Origin of the sequence: Massilia agilis (assembly GCF_024756255.1) — a bacterium.
Lineage (GTDB): Bacteria > Pseudomonadota > Gammaproteobacteria > Burkholderiales > Burkholderiaceae_D > Telluria > Telluria agilis.
Genome location: NZ_JANUHB010000003.1, coordinates 137,358 through 155,565 on the forward strand (window position 1 = coordinate 137,358; position 18,208 = coordinate 155,565).

Genomic DNA, 18,208 nt, shown 5'->3' on the forward strand with positions numbered 1-18,208 from the left:
GATCGCAACGATCCCCGAACGGGCCTGACGCCCGCCTCGACATTTTTCAAAACAAGTATCCGGAGACAGGAATGGCAAGGCAAGACACTACCCCCCAGAAAACCACGCAGGAGCTCACGCCCGCGCAGCGCGTGTTTGCGATCGTCGGCGCATCGTCGGGCAACCTGGTCGAGTGGTTCGACTTCTACATCTACTCGTTCTGCGCGCTGTACTTCTCGTCGCAGTTCTTCCCCAAGGGCGACCCGACCTCGCAGCTGCTCAACACCGCCGGCATCTTCGCGGCCGGCTTCCTGATGCGTCCCGTCGGCGGCTGGCTGTTCGGCCGCATCGGCGACCGCTACGGACGCCGTAAGTCGATGCTGATCTCGGTGCTGATGATGTGCGGCGGTTCGCTGCTCATCGCCGTGCTGCCGACCTACAACCAGATCGGCAACGCGGCGCCGCTGCTGCTGCTGATCGCGCGCCTGTTCCAGGGCCTGTCGGTGGGCGGCGAATACGGCACCAGCGCGACCTACATGTCCGAGGTCGCCCAGTCCGGCAAGAAGGGCTTCTACGCGTCGTTCCAGTACGTGACGCTGATCGGCGGCCAGCTGGTGGCGCTGCTGGTGCTGGTGACCCTGCAGCAGATCCTGACCGAGGCCGAGCTCAAGGCCTTTGGCTGGCGCATCCCGTTCGCGATCGGCGCGGCCACCGCGGTGGTCTCGCTGTACCTGCGCAGCTCGCTGCATGAAACCACCACCGAAGAGACGCGCAAGAGCAAAGGCGCCGGCCGCATCAGCACGCTGCTGCAGCACAAGCGCGCGTTCGTCACCGTGCTCGGCTTTACCGCCGGCGGCTCGCTGATCTTCTACGCGTTCACCACCTACATGCAAAAGTACCTGGTCAACACGGTGGGCATGACCAAGGAAACCGCGAGCGCCACGATGACCGTCGCGCTGCTGGCGTACGCCGCCATGCAGCCGCTGTTCGGGCTGCTGTCCGACCGCATCGGCCGCCGCGCGTCCATGCTGTGGTTCGGCGGCCTGGCCACCGTCTGCACCGCGCCGATCTTCTTCGCGCTGCGCGGCGTGCAGAGCCCGGTCACCGCTTGCCTGCTCATCATCGGCGCGCTGGCGATCGTCAGCCTGTACACCTCGATCAGCGGCCTGATCAAGGCCGAGATGTTCCCGATCGAAGTGCGCGCGCTGGGCGTGGGCCTGTCGTACGCGGTCGCCAACGCGATCTTCGGCGGCTCGGCCGAGTACGTGGCGCTGTGGTTCAAGTCGGCCGGCATGGAACAGAACTTCTACTGGTACGTGAGCGGCATGTGCGCGCTGGCCTTCGTGGTCGCGTTCAAGATGCCGGACCCGGGCAAGTCGGGCCTGCTCAAGTAATCCCGCGGCGCCTGGGCGCGCCGGAAACGCTTCTCTCCTGCGGGTGCCGCCTTCGTGGTGGCGCCCGTTTTTTTTTGAACGTGCGATGATGGCGGCGCCGTCCGGTCTAAGGATGCAAGGAGGGGCTCGACATGCACATGATGGACGAATGGCCGGCGCTGCCGTACAGCCAGTGGCAGGACACGCTCGCAACCTTGCATTTGTGGACGCAGGTCGTTGGCAAGGTCAAGCTGGGCCTCATGCCGTGGACGAACCATTCCTGGCACGTCACCTTGTTCCTCACCGCGCGCGGCTTGAGCACGCTGCCGCTGCCGTATGGCGTACGCAGCTTCCAGATCGATTTCGATTTCATCGAGCACGCCTTGCGCATCGAGACCGCGGACGGGGCCACGCGCCTGCTGCCGCTGCGGCCGCAGCCGGTTGCGCATTTCTATCGCGACGTGCTGTTCACGCTCGACGAGCTCGGGCTGCCGGTGAAAATACGGCCGATGCCCAACGAGATCCCGGACGCGATTCCCTGCGACCAGGACCATGTGCACAGCGCTTACGACGGCGACTACGCCAACCGCTGCTGGCAGGCGATGCTGCATGCGCAGCGGGTGTTCGGGCGCTTTCGGGCCGGCTTTCGCGGCAAGTGCAGCCCGGTGCACTTCTTCTGGGGCAGCTTCGACCTGGCCGTCACGCGCTTTTCGGGACGGCGCGCGCCCCCGCATCCCGGTGGCGTGCCGCATTTGCCGGACTGGGTCGCGCGCGAAGCCTATTCGCAGGAAGTGAGCAGCTGCGGCTTCTGGCCGGGCGGCCCTGCCTTGCCCGAGCCGGTGTTCTATTCGTACGCCTATCCGGAGCCGGCGGGCTTTGCCGATGCGGCGATCGCACCGGCCGCCGCTTATTTCCACCCGCAGCTGCGCGAATTCGTGCTGCCCTACGAAGCGGTGCGCGAGGCGCCGTCACCCGACGACATGCTGATGGAGTTCTGCCAGAGCACCTATGAGGCTGCTGCCAACCTCGCCAAATGGAACCGTACGGAGCTGGAGACCGTGCCCGGTGGCGCCTGATAGCGCGTGTGCGGCGTGGGCACAAGTGCCCACCCTACGCCAGGTGGTGCTCTTGTAGGGTGGGCTCTTGAGCCCACGCGGCCACACCCCCCGCCTCAGCGCAGCATGTCGATGTGCATGATCCCGTCCTCGTCGTACGGTTCGGAGATCGTTTGGAAGCCGAAGCCCTGGTAGAACTTTTCGAGGTACTGCTGGGCGCCGATCTTGATGCGGTGGCCCGGATGCAGGCGCTCTGCGCATTCGATCCCGCGCGCCAGCAAAGCGCGCCCGGCGCCGGTGCCGCGCGCGGCCTGCGTGGTCAGCACCCGGCCGATCGACATCTCGTCGTACTTGACGCCCGGCGCCAGCACGCGCAGGTAGGCCGCCAGTTCACGCCTGCCATCGACCGTGCGCCAGCCAAGCAGGTGGTGCGCGCCGATGTCCAGGCCGTCGAAGTCGTTATAAAAGCACTGCTGTTCGAGCACGAACACCTGCTGGCGCTGCTCCAGCACCTCATACAGTTCCACGTTGGTCAGTTCGTGGAAGCTGCACCACTGCCATTCGATCATGTGTTTTCCGTTGTCAGGCCGCCGTCTCGAAGCCTTCGAGCACGTTGACCGTGTTGATGCCAAGTTCCGCGATCGCGCTGCCGCCCTCCATCATGAAGGCCGTCGGCAGCCCGAGGTGGGCGATGCGTTCGCCGATGCGCAGGAAGTCGCTCGTGGACAGCGCCACGCGCGAGGCCGGGTCGCCGGCGAAGCCGTCCACCCCGAGCGAGACGACCAGCGCATCCGCCCCGTATGCATTGATCTTGATGCAGGCCGTCTCCAGCGCCGCGAACCACTGCGCGGCGGAAGCGCCGGCCGGCAGCGGCACGTTCATGTTGAAGCCCAGCCCCTCGCCTTCGCCGGTTTCGTCCGCATGCCCCAGGTAGAACGGGTATTCGGTGCACGGGTCGCCGTGGACCGACACGAACAGCACGTCGCTGCGGTGGTAGAAGATGCTTTGGGTGCCGTTGCCGTGGTGGTAGTCGATGTCGAGGATCGCCACGCGCGCCGCGCCATCGTCCAGCAGGTGCTGGGCCGCCAGCGCGGCGTTGTTCAGGAAGCAGTAGCCGCCGAAGAAATCGGCGCCGGCATGGTGGCCGGGCGGGCGCGTGAGCGCGAACGTGGAGCGCTCGCCCAGGCGCAGCGCGTGCGCGGCGTTGACCGCGCAGTCGGCCCCGGTCTTGGCCGCGATCCAGGTGCCGGCGGACAGCGGCGTGCCGCTGTCCATCGAGTACAGGCCCAGGCGGGCGCAAAAATTGTCGGGCTCGATGTCGTCGCGCAGCGTGCGCACCGGCCAGACGGCGGGAAAGGCGTCCTTGTCGGCGTTGGCCGGGTCCAGCGCGGTCCACTCGCTCCACGCATTGCGCAAAAAGTGCAGGTAGCGCGGCGTGTGGATGCGTTCGAGCGAGACCAGCGGCACGCCGTGCGGCGTGACGATGCGGCCAAGGCCGCGCCGCTCGAATTCGGCCAGCACCAGGCTGGCCCGCTCGGGCTTCTCCGAACACGGCACCAGCTCGCCCCGGTAAATTTCCAGGCGTGGCCGGTGCTGGGCGTGGTGTTCGTTGAAAAAGGTGAGCAAGTCATCCTCGCGGCGTGGTTATTCGCCGCATAGTGTACTGCTGTTGTATTTGGCGACAAAGTCGTCGAAGGTGCCGGTGTCGGACTGCTCGATGACCGCCTGCTCCGCCAGCGAGCTTCCCGCCATCTCGAGGAACATCGCTTCCTCGGCCGGCATCAGGCCCGCCTCGCGGAAGTAGGCCGCGTGCAGCTGGCTTTGCTGCAGGCCGAACTTGTTGGCCGAGCCGAGCGCGCGCACTTCGTCCAGCACGCGTGCCGACGGCGTCTTGGACGGGTCCTCGACCTTGGCCTTCTGCACGGCCAGCGAGGCCTCGTGCACCGGCTCGTCGAACTGGGTGTCGAGCAGCTTGGCCACCGGGCGGATGCGTTCGATCAGTTCCATCGCCCATTCCACCAGCGGCACTTCCTTGCCGTCCTTGGTCAGCGTCAGGCCCGGCTTGCGGCCTTCCTTGACCGTGCGCGCGAAATTGGACGCGTGGACCTGCCCGTCGGCCGCGCTGATGAAGGGGCTCTCTTCGAGCGCGCAGAACAGCAGGAAGGCGTCGAGGAAGCGGCCGGCCTCCAGCGAGATGCCGACCGGCTCGAACGGATCGACGTCCATGCAGCGCACCTCGATGTACTGCACCCCGCGGCGGCACAGCGCCTGCACCGGGCGCTCGCCGGTGCGGATCACGCGCTTGGGACGGATCGTCGAATAGTATTCGTTCTCGATCTGCAGCACGTTGGTGGACAGCTGGATCCACTCGCCGTCCTTCTTGGTGCCGAGCGCCGCGTACGGCTCGTACGGGCGGTTGACCGCGTCCATCAGCGAGGTGACGTAGCTTTCGAGGCTGTTTTCGTGCGGGCGCAGGCCGGACTGGGCGTCGTTCTGGTAGCCCAGGTCGCTCATGCGCAGGCTGGTGGCGTACGGCAGGTACAGGGTGTCGTCCGACAGCGACTCGAGGTTGTGCGGGCGGTCGCGCAGGAAGCTCTTGTTCAGCACCGGCGAGGCGCCGAACAGATACATCAGCAGCCAGCTGTGGCGGCGGAAGTTGCGGATCGTCGCGATGTAGCTCTCGGACTGGAAGTCGCGCAGCGCCGAGCGCCGCTCTTCCATCACGCCTTCGTTCACCGCCAGCACCTGCCACAGCTTCTCGGGCAGCGAATAGTTGTAGTGGATGCCGGCGATGCACTGCATCGCCTTCCCGTAGCGCAGGGCCAGGCCGCGCCGGTACACGTGCTTGAGCATGCCGATGTGCGACTTGCCGTACCAGGCGATCTCGATGTCGCTGTCCGGCGGCAGCTCGCACGGCATCGACTGGCTCCACAGCAGCTCGCCGCCCAGCCGCGCATACGCGAAGCGGTGGATCGTGTCGAGCCGGTGCAGGGTCAGTGCGATGTCGTGCTCGGCCGGCGTGATGAACTCGAGCAGCGCCTCGGCATAGTCGGTGGTGATCTGCGGATGCGTCAGCGCCGATCCGAGTGCGACCGGATGCGGGGTGTGCGCCAGGTGGCCGTGCTGGTCGACGCGCAACGTCTCGCGTTCGATGCCGCGCAGGCCCTGGCCCAGCAGGGAGCGGTGTGCATCGTCGTCAAGCAGGGCCAGGCGGCGGGTCAGTTGGTTCGACACGGGATGTTTCCTTTCTTTTACTGCCTAATCAGTGGCGCCAAGAGTAACCGAAAATCGCCGGCCGCGTCGGGCACCCCTCAAGTTCACAATCTTGACAAAATGTCAGCTTGGTGGATGGGCTGGCGCCGGCTTCGGCGCCTCGACCTTGGGCGCGCTCTCCTGGCCGATCCAGCGCTCGATTTCGCGCTCGAGCACCGCCAGCGGCAGCGGGCCGTTGTCGATCACCGCGTTGTGGAAGCGCTTCAGGTCAAAGCGCGGACCCAGCGCCGCCTGGGCCTTCTCGCGCAGGGCCAGGATGCGCAGCTGGCCGATCTTGTAGCCCAGCGCCTGCCCCGGCTGGGCGATGTAGCGGTCCACCTCGGCCTCGTTGTCGGCCGGCGGGTTGGCGGTGTTCGCGTTCATGTAGTCGATCGCCTGCTGGCGCGACCAGCCCAGCGCATGGATGCCGGTGTCCACCACCAGCCGCACCGCGCGAAACAATTCGTCGTTCAGGTGGCCGAAGCTGGAGAACGGGTCCTTGTACAGGCCCAGTTGCGGGCCCAGGCTCTCCGCATACAGCGCCCAGCCTTCGCCGAAGGCCACGTACCAGCCGTAGCGGCGAAACGCGGGCAGGCCCTCGATCTCGTGCGCGCGCGCGACCTGCACGTGGTGGCCCGGCACGCCTTCGTGCAGGGTGAGGGTGTCCACCTCCCACATCGGCCGCGTGTTCAGGCGCGAGGTGTTCACCACCAGCGCCGCCACCCGCCCGGGGCCGCCGGCCTCGTAGTAGGCGCCCGGCTGCTGCTCGGCCCCGGCGCCCTGGATCGGCTTGACCACGATATCTTCCTTGGGCACGGTGGCGAACAGGTCGGGCAGGCGCGCCTCGGCGCGTTCGAGCGTGCGCCGGTAGCGCGCCAGCAGCGCCTCGGGCTCAACGTAGAACAAGCGCGCGTCGCTGCGCGCGAATGCGGCAAACTGTTCGAAGGTGCCCTTGAAGCCGGTGCGCGGGATCGCCGCCACGATCTCGCCGCGCAGGCGCGCCACTTCCTTCAGGCCGAGCGCGTTGATCTCGGCGGGGCTCATGTTGGTCGTGGTCGCGCCACGCACAAGGAAGGCATACCACGCCGCGCCGCCCGGCAGGCTGGATGCGGCGATCGCGTCGCGCGCGGCCGGCAGGTACTCGGTGCGCACGAAGTCCTCCAGCCTTTGCAGCGCGGGCGCGGCGCTGTCGGCCAGGGCGGCGTTGCCGCTCGCGGCCAGCTGCTCGCGCACGTCCTTGTCGATCGTGGCCGGCAGCGCGCGCAGTGGGGCGCCCAGCGGGCCGTCGGCCAGGTGCTCGCGCATCGCGCGCAGCAGCGCGGGCAGCGGCTGCATCACGACCTTGGGCGCGACCCAGCCGTTGCGCATCCCGTAGCGCATCTGCTCGATCAGGCCGTCCACGTAGCGCGGCAGCGCCTGCAGGCGCGCGATGTAGTTGCGATAGTCGTCCTCGTCCGCGAACTGCATTTGCGCGACCAGTTGCGGCAGGCGGATGTGCAGGCCGTTCTGCGCCGTGATGGGGTAGGGATCGAACGGGTAGAAGGCGGCGGCGGCGAGCTTGCGCTCCTTGTCGTCCAGGAACAGGTCGTAGGAGATGCGGTCCTGGCCGGCGAGCTGGTCGCGGTCGATGGCCTTGATCGCGTCGAACATGCGGTGCTCGTGCTCGGTGGCCGCGCGCAGGCCATTTAACGAGGTGTCGGCGAGCTTGTCGTCGAAGCGGTGCTCGCCGATGCCCGTGGCCAGCTCGGGCTGGTGGCGCAGGCGCCATTGCCAGTCGCGCTCGAACAGCGCGTGCGCCTGGTCCGCCACGCTGTCGGCGGCTGCCGCAAGCGGTGCGTAGATGGCGAGGATGGCAAACAGTCTGCGCATGCGATGGGTCTGGGCGTGGATCGGGAAGTTTATCAAAGGCGCAATTTCGGGCGCGCAGGGGAGAGCGGCCAGGCAGGTCGTCCTGGCGCTTGCCCCGGCGGCGCGACGGGATGCGGGCTGGCTGTTATGCGTTACGGGTAGCGAGCCTGCCGCCGCTGACGCGCTCGATGCCGGCCAGGTCGCGCCAGCTTTGCACATCCGCATAGCCCTGCGCCTCCAGCAGCGCGCGCACCTGCGCCGCCTGGTCGTAGCCATGCTCGAGCAGCAGCCAGCCGTTTGGCGCCAGGTGCCCGCCCGCGCCGCCGATGATGATGCGCAGCGCCGCCAGCCCGTCCGCATGGTCGGTGAGCGCCATGTTCGGCTCGAAGCGCAGGTCGCCGCGCGACAGGTGCTCGTCGCCCGAGGCGATGTAGGGCGGGTTGGACGCGATGACGTCGAAGGTTTCGGCACCCAGGTTCGAGAACCAGTCGCTGCGCAGGAAGCGCACCGCGGCCCCGTGCGCGTTGGCGTTGGCGCGCGCAACGTCCAGCGCCGCGCCGGAGTAGTCGAGCGCGGTCACGGCGGCGTCTGGCCGCGTGTGTGCGACCGACACGGCGATCGCGCCGCTGCCGGTGCCCATGTCGAGCAGGCGGCCCTGTTGCGGCAGGCGTTCCAGAGCCAGTTCAACCAGCAGTTCGGTGTCGGGGCGCGGAATGAGCACCGAATCGTTGACCGCGAAATCGAGCCCGTAGAATTCGCGGCGGCCCACGATGTAGGCGATCGGCTCGCCGAACTTGCGGCGCTCGACCAGGGTGGCCAGCTGCGCGGCCTCCTCGGCCGTGAGCGCGCGGTCGGACTGCGTGACCAGCCCCACGCGCGACAGGCCCAGCGCATGGCACAGCAAAATGCGGTTCTCGAGCGGGTCGAGCGGCAGCGCCGACTGCAGCGCGCCGATGGTAACGCCAGCGGTAATCATCGTTTGCCGCGCACCAGCAGCCATGCCAGCGACACCGCCAGGATGGCGAACCACACCGCCGACCATGCCGGGATCGAGAGCCCGAACAGGGTATCGCGCGCGTCCTCGCACAGGCCGTCGGCGTGGAACATCCACGGCATCGCGGTGGCGGTCGGGATCTTGTTCAGCATGGTTTCCATCGGGTCGATGCCGCACGAGAAACCGGGGTGGGCCAGCACGTACAGGTGCTTGCCCACCACGCCCAGCCCGCCCAGCGCGCCCAGCAGGCCCAGGCCCGCACCCACCTTCGGCTGGCCCATGGCGGCGCCCAGCAGGCAGCACAGCGCAATGGCCAGGTACAGGTAGCGCTGGATCACGCACAGCGGGCAGGGCATCATGTTCTGCACATGCTGCAGGTACAGGGCGGCGCCGACCAGCGCGAAACAGGCGGCGGCGATGGCGTAGAGGACGTTCTTGGACGTGGTCATTCGTATAGGTTGGGGCTGCAAAAAAGATGGGGCATTGTCGCATAAAGCGGCATGCCCCTTCCTTGATTTCGGCTTTGCAATTCGTGATGGGTTTCGTAGGGTGGGCGGGTCTCCCGCCCACGCGTTCGACTAACGCAAGAGCTGGTTGAACGCGTGGGCAGGATCTGCCCACCCTACGCGAATCAATCGCCCAGTGCTGCCAGCTGCTCGGCCTGGTGTTCCGACGCCAGCGCGTTAGTCAGCTCTTCCAGGTCGCCGTCCATGATCATGTCCAGCTTGTAGAGCGTGAGGTTGATGCGGTGGTCGGTCAGGCGCCCCTGCGGGAAGTTGTAGGTGCGGATGCGCTCGCTGCGGTCGCCCGAGCCGATCAGGCTCTTGCGCGTGGCCGCCTCGCGGCTCTGCTGTTCGCGCAGCTGCACGTCCTTGATGCGCGCGGCCAGCACCTTCATCGCCTGCGCCTTGTTCTTGTGCTGGCTGCGGTCGTCCTGGCATTCGACCACGATCCCCGTGGGCAGGTGGGTGATGCGCACCGCCGAGTCGGTCTTGTTGATGTGCTGGCCGCCGGCGCCCGAGGCGCGGAAGGTGTCGATGCGCAGGTCGGCCGGGTTGATGTTCACGTCCTCGACCTCGTCCGCCTCGGGCATCACCGCCACCGTGCAGGCCGAGGTGTGGATGCGGCCCTGGGTTTCGGTGGCCGGCACGCGCTGCACGCGGTGGCCGCCCGATTCGAACTTGAGCCTGGAGTAGGCGCCGTTGCCGACGATGCGCACAATCACTTCGCGGTAGCCGCCCAGGTCGGACGGCGACTCCGACACCATCTCGACCTGCCAGCGATTGCGCTCGGCAAAGCGGGTGTACATGCGCAAAAGGTCGCCCGCGAACAGCGCCGATTCGTCGCCGCCGGTGCCGGCGCGGATCTCGAGGAAGATGTTGCGCTCGTCGTTTTCGTCCTTCGGCAGCAGCATCTTCTGCAGCTCCAGGTCGAGTTCTCCCAGGCGCGCCCTGGCGGCCTCGATTTCGTCCTGCGCGAACTCTTTCATGTCCGGGTCTGCCAGCATCTCCTGCGCGGTGGCGATGTCGCCCTGGGCGTCCTGGTACTGGCGGTACAGCGCGACCAGCGGGCCAAGCTCGGCGTGCTCGCGCGTCATCTTGCGGTAGTTGTCCATGTTCGCCGTCGCGTTTTGTTGCGCCAGCAGTTCGTCCAGTTCGACTAGTCGGTTGGCCAGTTGGTCCAGCTTGGCCAGCATGGATGGTTTCATCGGGTATCTCGGTAACGTGGTTCGGGCCGCAGGGCGCGGCAACGCGGCGCGCCGCGGCAGGGGCGGCGCGAGAGAAGGGGAGGGCCGCTAACGGCGGCCGCGGAACAGCTGCGGCAGCAGGCTGGCCAGGCGCGCGCGCTCGTCGCCCTGGGCGCGGTGCAGCGCCTGCTGCGGGCCGTGCAGGAACTTGGCGGTCAGGCCGCGCGAGAGCGCTTCGAGCACGGCTTCGGGATCCTCGCCCTTGGCCAGCAGCTTGCGCGCGCGTTCCAGCTCGGCCAGGCGCAGCTCTTCGCTGGACTCGTGCAGGTCGCGGATCACCGGCACCACGGCGCGGTCGCCAATCCAGTGCATGAACGACTGCACGCGCGTTTCGATGATGGCCTCGGCTTGGGCGACCGCGGCCTGGCGGCTTTCGATGCCGGTCTGGACCACCTGCGCGAGGTCATCCACGGTGTACAGGAACACGTCGTCCAGTCCGCCGACTTCGGGCTCGATATCGCGCGGCACGGCCAGGTCCACCATGAACACCGGGCGGCGGCGGCGTGCCTTGATGGCGCGCTCGACCAGGCCCTTGCCGATCAGCGGCAGGGTGGAGGCAGTGCACGAGATGACGATGTCGAACTGGGACAGGCGCTCCGGCAGGTCGGCCAGCTTGATCGCCTGGCCATTGAAGCGCGCCGCCAGCGCCTCGCCGCGCTCCATGGTGCGGTTGGCGATGGTGATGCTTTTCGGGTTCTGGGCCGCGAAGTGGGTGGCGCACAGCTCGATCATTTCGCCGGCGCCGATGAACAGCACGTTCTGCTCGCCGATGCGGTCGAAGATGCGCTGCGACAGGCGCACCGCGGCCGCCGCCATCGACACGCTGTGCGCGCCGATCTCGGTGGTGCTGCGCACTTCCTTGGCCACGGCAAAGCTGCGCTGGAACAGCTGGTGCAGGTAGGTGCCCAGGCCGCCGGCTTCCTCGGCCGCGCGCACCGCATCCTTCATCTGGCCCAGGATCTGCGGTTCGCCCAGCACCATCGAGTCCAGGCCCGAGGCGACGCGGAAGGCGTGGCGCACGGCGTCGTCCTGCGGCAGCAGGTACAGGTGCGGGCGCAGCTCGGCGTGGTTCAGCGCGTGGTAGTGGGCCAGGAAATGGGCCGAGGCGTCCAGCGGGTTGGGGGCGCCGCTGGCGGCGTACATCTCGGTGCGGTTGCAGGTGGACAGCAGGGCCGCTTCGTCGCTGCCCTTGTCGTTGTAGCGCGCAAACCAGGCGCGCGCCGCGCGCACCGCTTCGCCGAGCTGCTCAGGCCCCAGCGCCAGTTGCTCGCGCAGCGAGACCGGTGCTGTGTTGTGATTGAGGCCGACGGCAAGAAGTTGCATGCTGACTGGAACGAGGGCTGGCGGGTGGCGCCATTATACCCTGAGGCGGGCAGGGTTTCAGGCGCCCAGTTTTTCCAGCCGGTAGCCGTAGCTGTACACCGGCACCAGGCGGAAGCCGTTTTCTGGACGCAGTTGCAACTTGTTGCGCACGCGCGAGACGTGGGTATCCATGGTGCGCGAGGGCACCGCCGTTTCCCGCACCCAGACCGACTCGTGGATGTAGGCGCGCGACAGCGGACGGCCGATGTTGCGGAAAAACAGCAGCGCCAGGTAGAACTCCTTGTGCGTCACGTCGATCGGCGCGCCGTCCATCAGCAGCCGGCCCGGGCGGGTCTCGAACGTGTACGGGCCGAAGGTGAGCTGTTCCGAGCCGTTCTGCGACGGGTAGGCGCGGCGCAGCAGGGCCGAGACGCGCGCGGCCAGCTCGCCGCGGCGCAGCGGCTTGACCAGGTAGTCGTCGGCGCCGGCGGTCATGCCTGCCACCATGTCATCCTCGGCCGAGGTATTGGCCAGGAACATGGTCGGGGTGTTGGCCGACAGTTTTTCTTTTGCGCGCCGCAGCACCTCGCTGCCCGGCATGTCCGGCACTTGCCAGTCCATGATCAAGAGGTCGGTACTGTCCTTGCGCAGTTGCCCCAGCAGTTCCTTGCCCGAGTCAAAGGTCTGGCACGAGTGCCCGGCCCCGGAAAGAACCTGGCAGATGGTGTCTGCCTGGCTGCGGTCGTTATCCAAGACGGCGATTCTCATAGTGCAATTCAGCTCGTTAAAGAGTCCTGTAGGAGTTAATGTAGGAGCAGTCCTACAAGGTTACACCGAATATAACAGACTTTTACAAAGATGTGCCATAACTGGACAAGAAAATTTCGTTTAGAAACAACGATTTCCCGTGTGCAATGGTCGGGAATTCGCGAAATCCCGTTGTAGGAATAGGATGGCAAATGTGTCTCGGGCGCTATGCAGGATGCTTATGCAGGACGGCAAACGGTTGTTTTCATTGGATAAAGCGGCATTTGTTCCATTACAACGAAGTTTGTCTTTGTGCAATCCAGATGGGTGTGCGCGGCATACAGCGCAAACGCGTTAAGCTTGGGCGTTGGCAGACTTCGCTTTGGATATGAAAGAGAACCTGGACTGGGAATTGATGCCGGCAAGCGGCACCGAGATCGCGCGGGTGCGTGAGCAGTGCCGCAAGCTGGTGCGCAAGCGCGCGGCGGTGTCGGCCGGCATCGCGGCGGTACCGTTGCCGGGCGTGGACCTGCTGTCCGACCTGACCACCTTCGCCCTGCTGATCGAGGAAATCAACAAGGCCTTCGGGCTGACCCCGGCGCAGATCGACAAGTTGCAGCCGCGCATGCGCATCGCGGTGTACGAGGCGACGGCGGCGATCGGCGGGATGCTGGTGGGGAAAATCGTGACCCGCGAGCTGGTGCTGCAGGTCTTCAAGAAGTCGGGGCTGAAGCTGGCGGCCAAGTCGGTCAGCCGGTTCGTGCCGCTGGCCGGACAGGTGGCCTCGGCCGCGATCGGCTACGCGCTGTTCCAGAAGATGGGGTACCAGCACATCGAGGCGTGTGCGAAGGTGGTGGAGAAGGCGGCCGGTTCAAAGCCCGTGTGAGGCGCCGGCAGCTTGAAAGACGTCGTCCCGGCGCAAGCCGGGACCCATACACAGCATCCGGATTCGGATACTCAGCATGGGTCCCGGCCGGCGCCGGGACGACGTTCGTGCGTTAACGAAGCGCGTTACGCGTCCGGCAGCACCACGTTCACGTCGAGCACTTCCAGGTTGCCCTGGCGGTCGAGCGAGATCTTGATGTCGTCGGCGTTGACCTTGGTGTACTTCGAGATCACCTCGATCAGCTCGCGGTGCAGGGCCGGCAGGAAGTCCGGTCCGCCGGCACGGCTGCTGCGTTCGCGCGCGATGATGATCTGGAGGCGTTCCTTGGCCTCCGACGCGCTTTTCTGTTTCTGCGGGAACAGGATCGAAAGCAGGCCCATGTCACTTCACCCCAAAGATGCGCTGCAGCAGACCGGGTTTTTCGTAGTTGGTGAAACGCAGCGGGCGTTCTTCGCCAAGGAAGCGTGACACCACGTCTTCGTACGCCTCGGCCACGTCGGTCCCCTTGAAGTGGATCGCCGGGTTGCCCTGGTTCGACGCGTGCAGCACCTGCTCCGATTCCGGGATGATGCCGATCAGCTTGATGCGCAGGATTTCCTGCACGTCTTCATGCGACAGCATTTCGTTCGCTTCCACGCGCTTGGGCGAGTAGCGGGTGATCAAGAGGTGCTCCTTGACCGGTTCCGAGCCCGATTGCGCGCGGCGCGACTTGGCTTGCAGGATGCCCAGGATGCGGTCCGAGTCGCGCACCGACGACACTTCCGGGTTGGTGACGATGATCGCCTCGTCGGCAAAGGTCAGCGCCATCAGCGCGCCGTGCTCGATGCCGGCCGGCGAATCGCACACGATGTACTCGAAGCCCATCTTCACCATTTCGTTCAGCACGCGCTCCACGCCTTCTTCCGACAGCGCGTCCTTGTCGCGGGTCTGCGAGGCCGGCAGGATGAACAGGTTCTCGCAGTGCTTGTCCTTGATGAGCGCCTGGGTCAGGCTGGCCTCGCCGTTGATCACGTTGATCAGGTCGTACACCACGCGGCGTTCGCAGCCCATGATCAGGTCGAGGTTGCGCAGGCCGACGTCGAAGTCGATCACCGCGGTCTTGTGGCCGCGCATGGCCAGGCCCGTGGAAAAGCTCGCGCTCGAGGTGGTCTTGCCCACACCGCCCTTACCGGACGTCACAACAATAATTCGTGCCACAAAAAAGTCCTTTTCGGTATCTGGTTGTCAGTTGCGCTCAGACGCGGGTAGCCGAACTGAGCGATAGTATATCCAGTCGATCGCCTGTTAGTCGAATTTGCGACGGCCCCTTGCCCAGGTCGGCGGGGAAGCCCTCGTCGAAGGTGCGGTACACGCCCGCAATGGAAACCAGTTCGGGCTGCATCGACAGCGCGAAGATGCGCGCGCCGGCATTGCCGGAAGCGCCGGCCAGCGCACGGCCATGCAGCGGCGCATACACGTGGATGCTGCCGTCGGCAATGATTTCGGCGCCGTTGTTGACCACCGCCGTGATGATCAGGTCGCTGCCGCGCGCGTAGATGCGCTGGCCCGCGCGCACCGGGGTGTCCACGATCATCGCGGCGCTGGCGGCCGGGGCGGCGGGGGCGGCCGGTGCCGCCGTCGGGGCCGGTGTCGGGGCGGGCGTGGGCGCCGGCGTGGCCACCGGGGCCGCCTCGCGCACGCGCTCGCCGCTGGCGCCGTCGTCCAGGAACAGGCCGCTGGCGCGGATCGCGTCGTGCATGGCCGCGGACGCGCCGCGCACCGCCACCGCGTTCAGCCGGTATTTCTTGAGCAGGGCCGCCAGCGCCGTCCAGTCGATGCGCGGGTTCCCCGCCGCGATCGCGGTCACGTCGATCACCGCGAACTCGTCCTCGAAAAAGTCGGACACGCCCCCCGTCATCTGTTTCAGCGCCGCGTCGATCGACAGCGGATCGGACGAATGGAGGATCGTCGAGATCGCGACAACGGTGGAAATCTTGATTTCGACGGGCAAGGAGGTCGGGCTTTTGGACATAAACGGGTCAGGTTGGCTCAAGCCCGTGCATTCTACTGTGATTTTTAGCCGTGTGGACATGCCAACTGGCATCAAATCGCCCGAAATCACGGCAGGTTGGCAGTTCGAAAACAGCAGTTCGCGGTGGCGGAGGGCCCGTCTCACCCAGGGTAAATACCGCTTGCTTTTCCTTGTCCTGTCGCTAACATATCTGTTATCTAACAATTAATAAAGAGTGGGGCCGGCCGGTCCGGCGACGCGGCAACGAAGGGAATCACTTGAAAAAGACGGTCTTTTGCGCGCTGGCGCTGGCGGGCGCACTGGCGCACGCTGCCGAGCCGCTGCGCGAGGTGGCGTGGCTGCAGGGCTGCTGGCAGGTCGATGGCGCCGAACCGGGCTCGGGCGAGCACTGGAGCGCGCCGGCGGCCGGCGCGATGGTCGGTTCGGTGCGCCTGGTCAAGGGCGGCAAGATGACGAACCTCGGACTGCTCCAGCTGCGCCATGTCGATGGCCAGCTCGAGTACGTGGCCCAGTCGCTGGGCGAGGCGGTGATGGCCTTCACGCGGGTTGCCGCGGCCCGGGGCGAGCTGGCGTTCGCGCGCGCGGCGCCGACGTTTCCCCAGCGCCTGGTGCTGCGCCAGAAGGACGCCATGCATTTCTATTCCAGACTGGAAGGCACCGTGAAGGGGGAGCGCAAGGTGCTCGAATTCCCGATGACGCGGGTCAACTGCGAAGGCAACTGAGCGGCATTGCCGGCGGGCTTACACCGCGTCGTCGTTGTCTTCTGTGACCAAGCTGATAAGATTGACTTGCCTCAAAGGCGAAAGGACGCCCGATCACTAACATGTATCTTTTTCCAACGCAGGCCGGCACCCGGCAGCCACGAGCTGCGGCTACGCCCGGCCTGCCTTGCTGCGTCGAATCCTGAACCGGCGGCGGGCTGCCGCCGCCTCGTCAACCTCCTGGCACGCCAGGACACTGGAGAATCAAATGGAAGAAGTTGTCATCGTCGCCGCCGGCCGCACCGCTGTGGGCAAGTTCGGCGGTAGCCTCGCCAAGGTATCCGGCGCCGAGCTCGGCGCGCACGTCATCAAGCAGCTGCTGGCCAAATCCGGCATTGCGCCGGACGCCGTGAGCGAAGTGCTCATGGGCCAGGTGCTGACTGCGGCGGCCGGCCAGAACCCGGCGCGCCAGGCCTCGATCAAGGCCGGCCTGCCCGACACCATCCCGGCCATGACCATCAACATGGTGTGCGGCAGCGGCCTGCGCGCCACCCACCTGGCGGCGCAGGCGATCAAGTGCGGCGACGCGCGTATCGTCATTGCAGGCGGCCAGGAAAGCATGAGCATGTCCCCGCACGCCATGCCCGGCTCGCGCGACGGCGTGCGCATGGGCGAGGCCAAGCTCGTGGACACCATGATCATCGACGGCCTGTGGGACGCGTTCAACCAGTACCACATGGGCGTGACCGCCGAGAACGTCGCGCGCAAGTACGACATCTCGCGCCAGGAGCAGGACGAATTCGCGCTGCAGTCGCAGCTGAAGGCCGAGGCCGCGCAAAAGGCCGGCAAGTTCAAGGACGAGATCATCCCCTTCGAGATCGTGACCAGGAAAGGCACGACCGTCGTCGATACCGACGAGTACCCGAAACACGGCACCACGCTCGAGGCGCTGTCGAGCCTGCGCCCGGCCTTCAACAAGGAAGGCACGGTCACTGCCGGCAACGCATCCGGCATCAACGACGGCGCTGCGGCGGTCATCATGATGTCCGCCTCGCAGGCCAAGGAAATGGGCCTGGCGCCGATGGCGCGCATCAAGGCCTACGCCTCGGCCGGCGTGGACCCGTCGATCATGGGCATGGGCCCGGTGTCGGCCACCCGCCTGTGCCTGCAAAAGGCCGGCTGGGGCGTGAACGACCTCGACCTCATGGAAATCAACGAGGCATTCGCCGCGCAGGCCGTTGCGGTCAACAAGGAAATGGGCTGGGACACGTCGAAGATCAACGTGAACGGCGGCGCGATCGCGATCGGCCACCCGATCGGCGCTTCGGGCGCGCGCATCCTGGTGACCCTGCTGCACGAAATGATACGCCGTGACGCCAAGCGTGGCCTGGCCAGCCTGTGCATCGGCGGCGGCATGGGCGTGGCGCTGGCAGTGGAACGCTAAGCGCGGGCGCAACCGCGCTGGCGGTCCGGGTTTTCGGAAGTACAGATAAAAACAGGAGAAGACACATGGCTAGAGTGGCATTGGTAACGGGGGGCATGGGCGGCCTGGGCGAGGCAATCTGCATCAAGATGGCCGCGCTGGGCTACAAGGTCGTGGCCACCTACTCGCCGGGCAACACCAAGCGCGACGCGTGGCTGGCCGCCATGCGCGAAAAAGGGCACGAGTTCCACGCCTACGAGTGCGACGTTGCCGACTACGATTCGGCGCAAGCCTGCGTGGCCCAGGTGGTGGCCGAGGTGGGGCCGGTGGATGTGTTGGTCAACAACGCCGGCATCACGCGCGACATGACCTTCAAGAAAATGGACAAGGTCAACTGGGACGCGGTCATCAAGACCAACCTCGATTCCGTGTTCAACATGACCAAGCCGGTGTGCGACGGCATGGTCGAGCGCGGCTGGGGGCGGATCATTAACATCTCGTCCGTCAACGGCCAGAAGGGTGCCTTCGGCCAGACCAACTATTCCGCCGCCAAGGCCGGCATGCACGGCTTTACCAAGGCGCTGGCGCTGGAAGTGGCGCGCAAGGGCGTGACCGTCAACACCATCTCGCCGGGCTACATCGGCACCAAGATGGTGATGGACATCCCGAGCGAGGTGCTCGAGACCAAGATCATCCCGCAAATCCCCATGGGGCGCCTGGGCAAGCCGGAGGAAGTGGCCGGCCTGGTGGCCTACCTCGCGTCGGATGAGGCCGCTTTCGTCACGGGGGCCAACATCGCCATCAACGGCGGGCAGCACATGTACTAAGCCGAAAGGGCGGGGCGGCAGCATGCCCCCCGCCTGCATCGGTCAGCGCGGTAATGCCGTATG

General features: G+C 66.4%; 18 protein-coding genes. 6 read left to right on the forward strand and 12 right to left on the reverse strand.

The annotated features are described in order from the left end of the window. The first annotated feature begins 71 nt into the window (after nucleotides 1-71). The gene (locus NX774_RS14235) at nucleotides 72-1,373 is read left to right on the forward strand and encodes an MFS family transporter (protein WP_258822901.1); all 1,302 of its coding nucleotides are present in this window, start codon (nucleotides 72-74) and stop codon (nucleotides 1,371-1,373) included. A 131-nt stretch (nucleotides 1,374-1,504) separates the two neighbouring features. Next, nucleotides 1,505-2,428 carry a DUF5996 family protein gene (locus tag NX774_RS14240; RefSeq protein ID WP_258822902.1) on the forward strand — a complete coding sequence of 308 codons (924 nt, stop codon included), beginning with the start codon at nucleotides 1,505-1,507 and terminating at the stop codon, nucleotides 2,426-2,428. A 95-nt stretch (nucleotides 2,429-2,523) separates the two neighbouring features. On the opposite strand, the gene NX774_RS14245 is transcribed toward NX774_RS14240, so the two are convergent. The 9 genes from NX774_RS14245 to NX774_RS14285 all read right to left on the reverse strand — a co-directional run bounded on the left by NX774_RS14245 (nucleotide 2,524) and on the right by NX774_RS14285 (nucleotide 12,318). Beyond that, nucleotides 2,524-2,976 carry a GNAT family N-acetyltransferase gene (locus NX774_RS14245; RefSeq protein ID WP_258822903.1) on the reverse strand — a complete coding sequence of 151 codons (453 nt, stop codon included), beginning with the start codon at nucleotides 2,974-2,976 and terminating at the stop codon, nucleotides 2,524-2,526. 13 nt (nucleotides 2,977-2,989) lie between these two features. After that, nucleotides 2,990-4,033 (reverse strand): histone deacetylase family protein, encoded by a 1,044-nt coding sequence (locus NX774_RS14250; protein WP_258822904.1) that lies wholly within the window; start codon nucleotides 4,031-4,033, stop codon nucleotides 2,990-2,992. 18 nt (nucleotides 4,034-4,051) lie between these two features. Further along, nucleotides 4,052-5,641 (reverse strand): glutamate--cysteine ligase, encoded by a 1,590-nt coding sequence (gshA, locus tag NX774_RS14255; RefSeq protein ID WP_258822905.1) that lies wholly within the window; start codon nucleotides 5,639-5,641, stop codon nucleotides 4,052-4,054. Nucleotides 5,642-5,743: 102 nt separating this feature from the next. Then, a complete protein-coding gene (locus NX774_RS14260) occupies nucleotides 5,744-7,528 on the reverse strand; it encodes a DUF885 domain-containing protein (protein WP_258822906.1) in 1,785 nt (594 codons plus the stop codon). A gap of 124 nt (nucleotides 7,529-7,652) precedes the next feature. Beyond that, entirely contained in the window at nucleotides 7,653-8,483 is an 831-nt protein-coding gene (gene prmC / locus NX774_RS14265) for a peptide chain release factor N(5)-glutamine methyltransferase (protein WP_258822907.1), read from the reverse strand. Next, nucleotides 8,480-8,950, reverse strand: coding sequence for a disulfide bond formation protein B (locus tag NX774_RS14270; protein WP_258822908.1), 471 nt, complete (start codon nucleotides 8,948-8,950; stop codon nucleotides 8,480-8,482). Before NX774_RS14270 ends, prmC begins: the two co-directional genes overlap by 4 nt. 182 nt (nucleotides 8,951-9,132) lie before the next feature. Then, on the reverse strand, nucleotides 9,133-10,209 hold the full coding sequence (prfA, locus tag NX774_RS14275) for a peptide chain release factor 1 (protein ID WP_258822909.1): 1,077 nt from the start codon (nucleotides 10,207-10,209) through the stop codon (nucleotides 9,133-9,135). Nucleotides 10,210-10,296: 87 nt separating this feature from the next. Beyond that, nucleotides 10,297-11,571, reverse strand: a complete 1,275-nt coding sequence (gene hemA, locus NX774_RS14280; RefSeq protein WP_258822910.1) for a glutamyl-tRNA reductase — start codon at nucleotides 11,569-11,571, stop codon at nucleotides 10,297-10,299. Between the two features lie 57 nt (nucleotides 11,572-11,628). Then, entirely contained in the window at nucleotides 11,629-12,318 is a 690-nt protein-coding gene (locus tag NX774_RS14285; RefSeq protein WP_258822911.1) for a response regulator transcription factor, read from the reverse strand. A gap of 367 nt (nucleotides 12,319-12,685) precedes the next feature. Here NX774_RS14285 and NX774_RS14290 point away from each other — a divergent pair, with 367 nt between their 5' ends. Further along, nucleotides 12,686-13,183 carry a YcjF family protein gene (locus NX774_RS14290; RefSeq protein WP_258822912.1) on the forward strand — a complete coding sequence of 166 codons (498 nt, stop codon included), beginning with the start codon at nucleotides 12,686-12,688 and terminating at the stop codon, nucleotides 13,181-13,183. A gap of 125 nt (nucleotides 13,184-13,308) precedes the next feature. Here NX774_RS14290 and minE read toward each other — a convergent pair whose 3' ends face one another. From minE to minC, 3 genes are read right to left on the reverse strand one after another with little or no spacing between them, the layout of a single operon-like run. Next, nucleotides 13,309-13,563: a cell division topological specificity factor MinE gene (minE, locus tag NX774_RS14295; RefSeq protein WP_258822913.1), complete on the reverse strand. Its 255-nt coding sequence runs from the start codon at nucleotides 13,561-13,563 to the stop codon at nucleotides 13,309-13,311. A 1-nt stretch (nucleotide 13,564) separates the two neighbouring features. After that, a complete protein-coding gene (minD, locus tag NX774_RS14300) occupies nucleotides 13,565-14,380 on the reverse strand; it encodes a septum site-determining protein MinD (protein ID WP_258822914.1) in 816 nt (271 codons plus the stop codon). A 37-nt stretch (nucleotides 14,381-14,417) separates the two neighbouring features. Then, a complete protein-coding gene (gene minC, locus NX774_RS14305; RefSeq protein ID WP_258822915.1) occupies nucleotides 14,418-15,194 on the reverse strand; it encodes a septum site-determining protein MinC in 777 nt (258 codons plus the stop codon). Nucleotides 15,195-15,451: 257 nt separating this feature from the next. Here minC and NX774_RS14310 point away from each other — a divergent pair, with 257 nt between their 5' ends. From NX774_RS14310 to phbB, 3 genes are all read left to right on the forward strand, one after another. Continuing rightward, nucleotides 15,452-15,916, forward strand: coding sequence for a DUF6265 family protein (locus tag NX774_RS14310; RefSeq protein WP_258822916.1), 465 nt, complete (start codon nucleotides 15,452-15,454; stop codon nucleotides 15,914-15,916). A 247-nt stretch (nucleotides 15,917-16,163) separates the two neighbouring features. Next, nucleotides 16,164-17,339, forward strand: coding sequence for an acetyl-CoA C-acetyltransferase (locus tag NX774_RS14315; RefSeq protein WP_258822917.1), 1,176 nt, complete (start codon nucleotides 16,164-16,166; stop codon nucleotides 17,337-17,339). Nucleotides 17,340-17,404: 65 nt separating this feature from the next. Then, entirely contained in the window at nucleotides 17,405-18,145 is a 741-nt protein-coding gene (phbB, locus tag NX774_RS14320; RefSeq protein WP_258822918.1) for an acetoacetyl-CoA reductase, read from the forward strand. The last annotated feature ends 63 nt before the right edge of the window (nucleotides 18,146-18,208 follow it).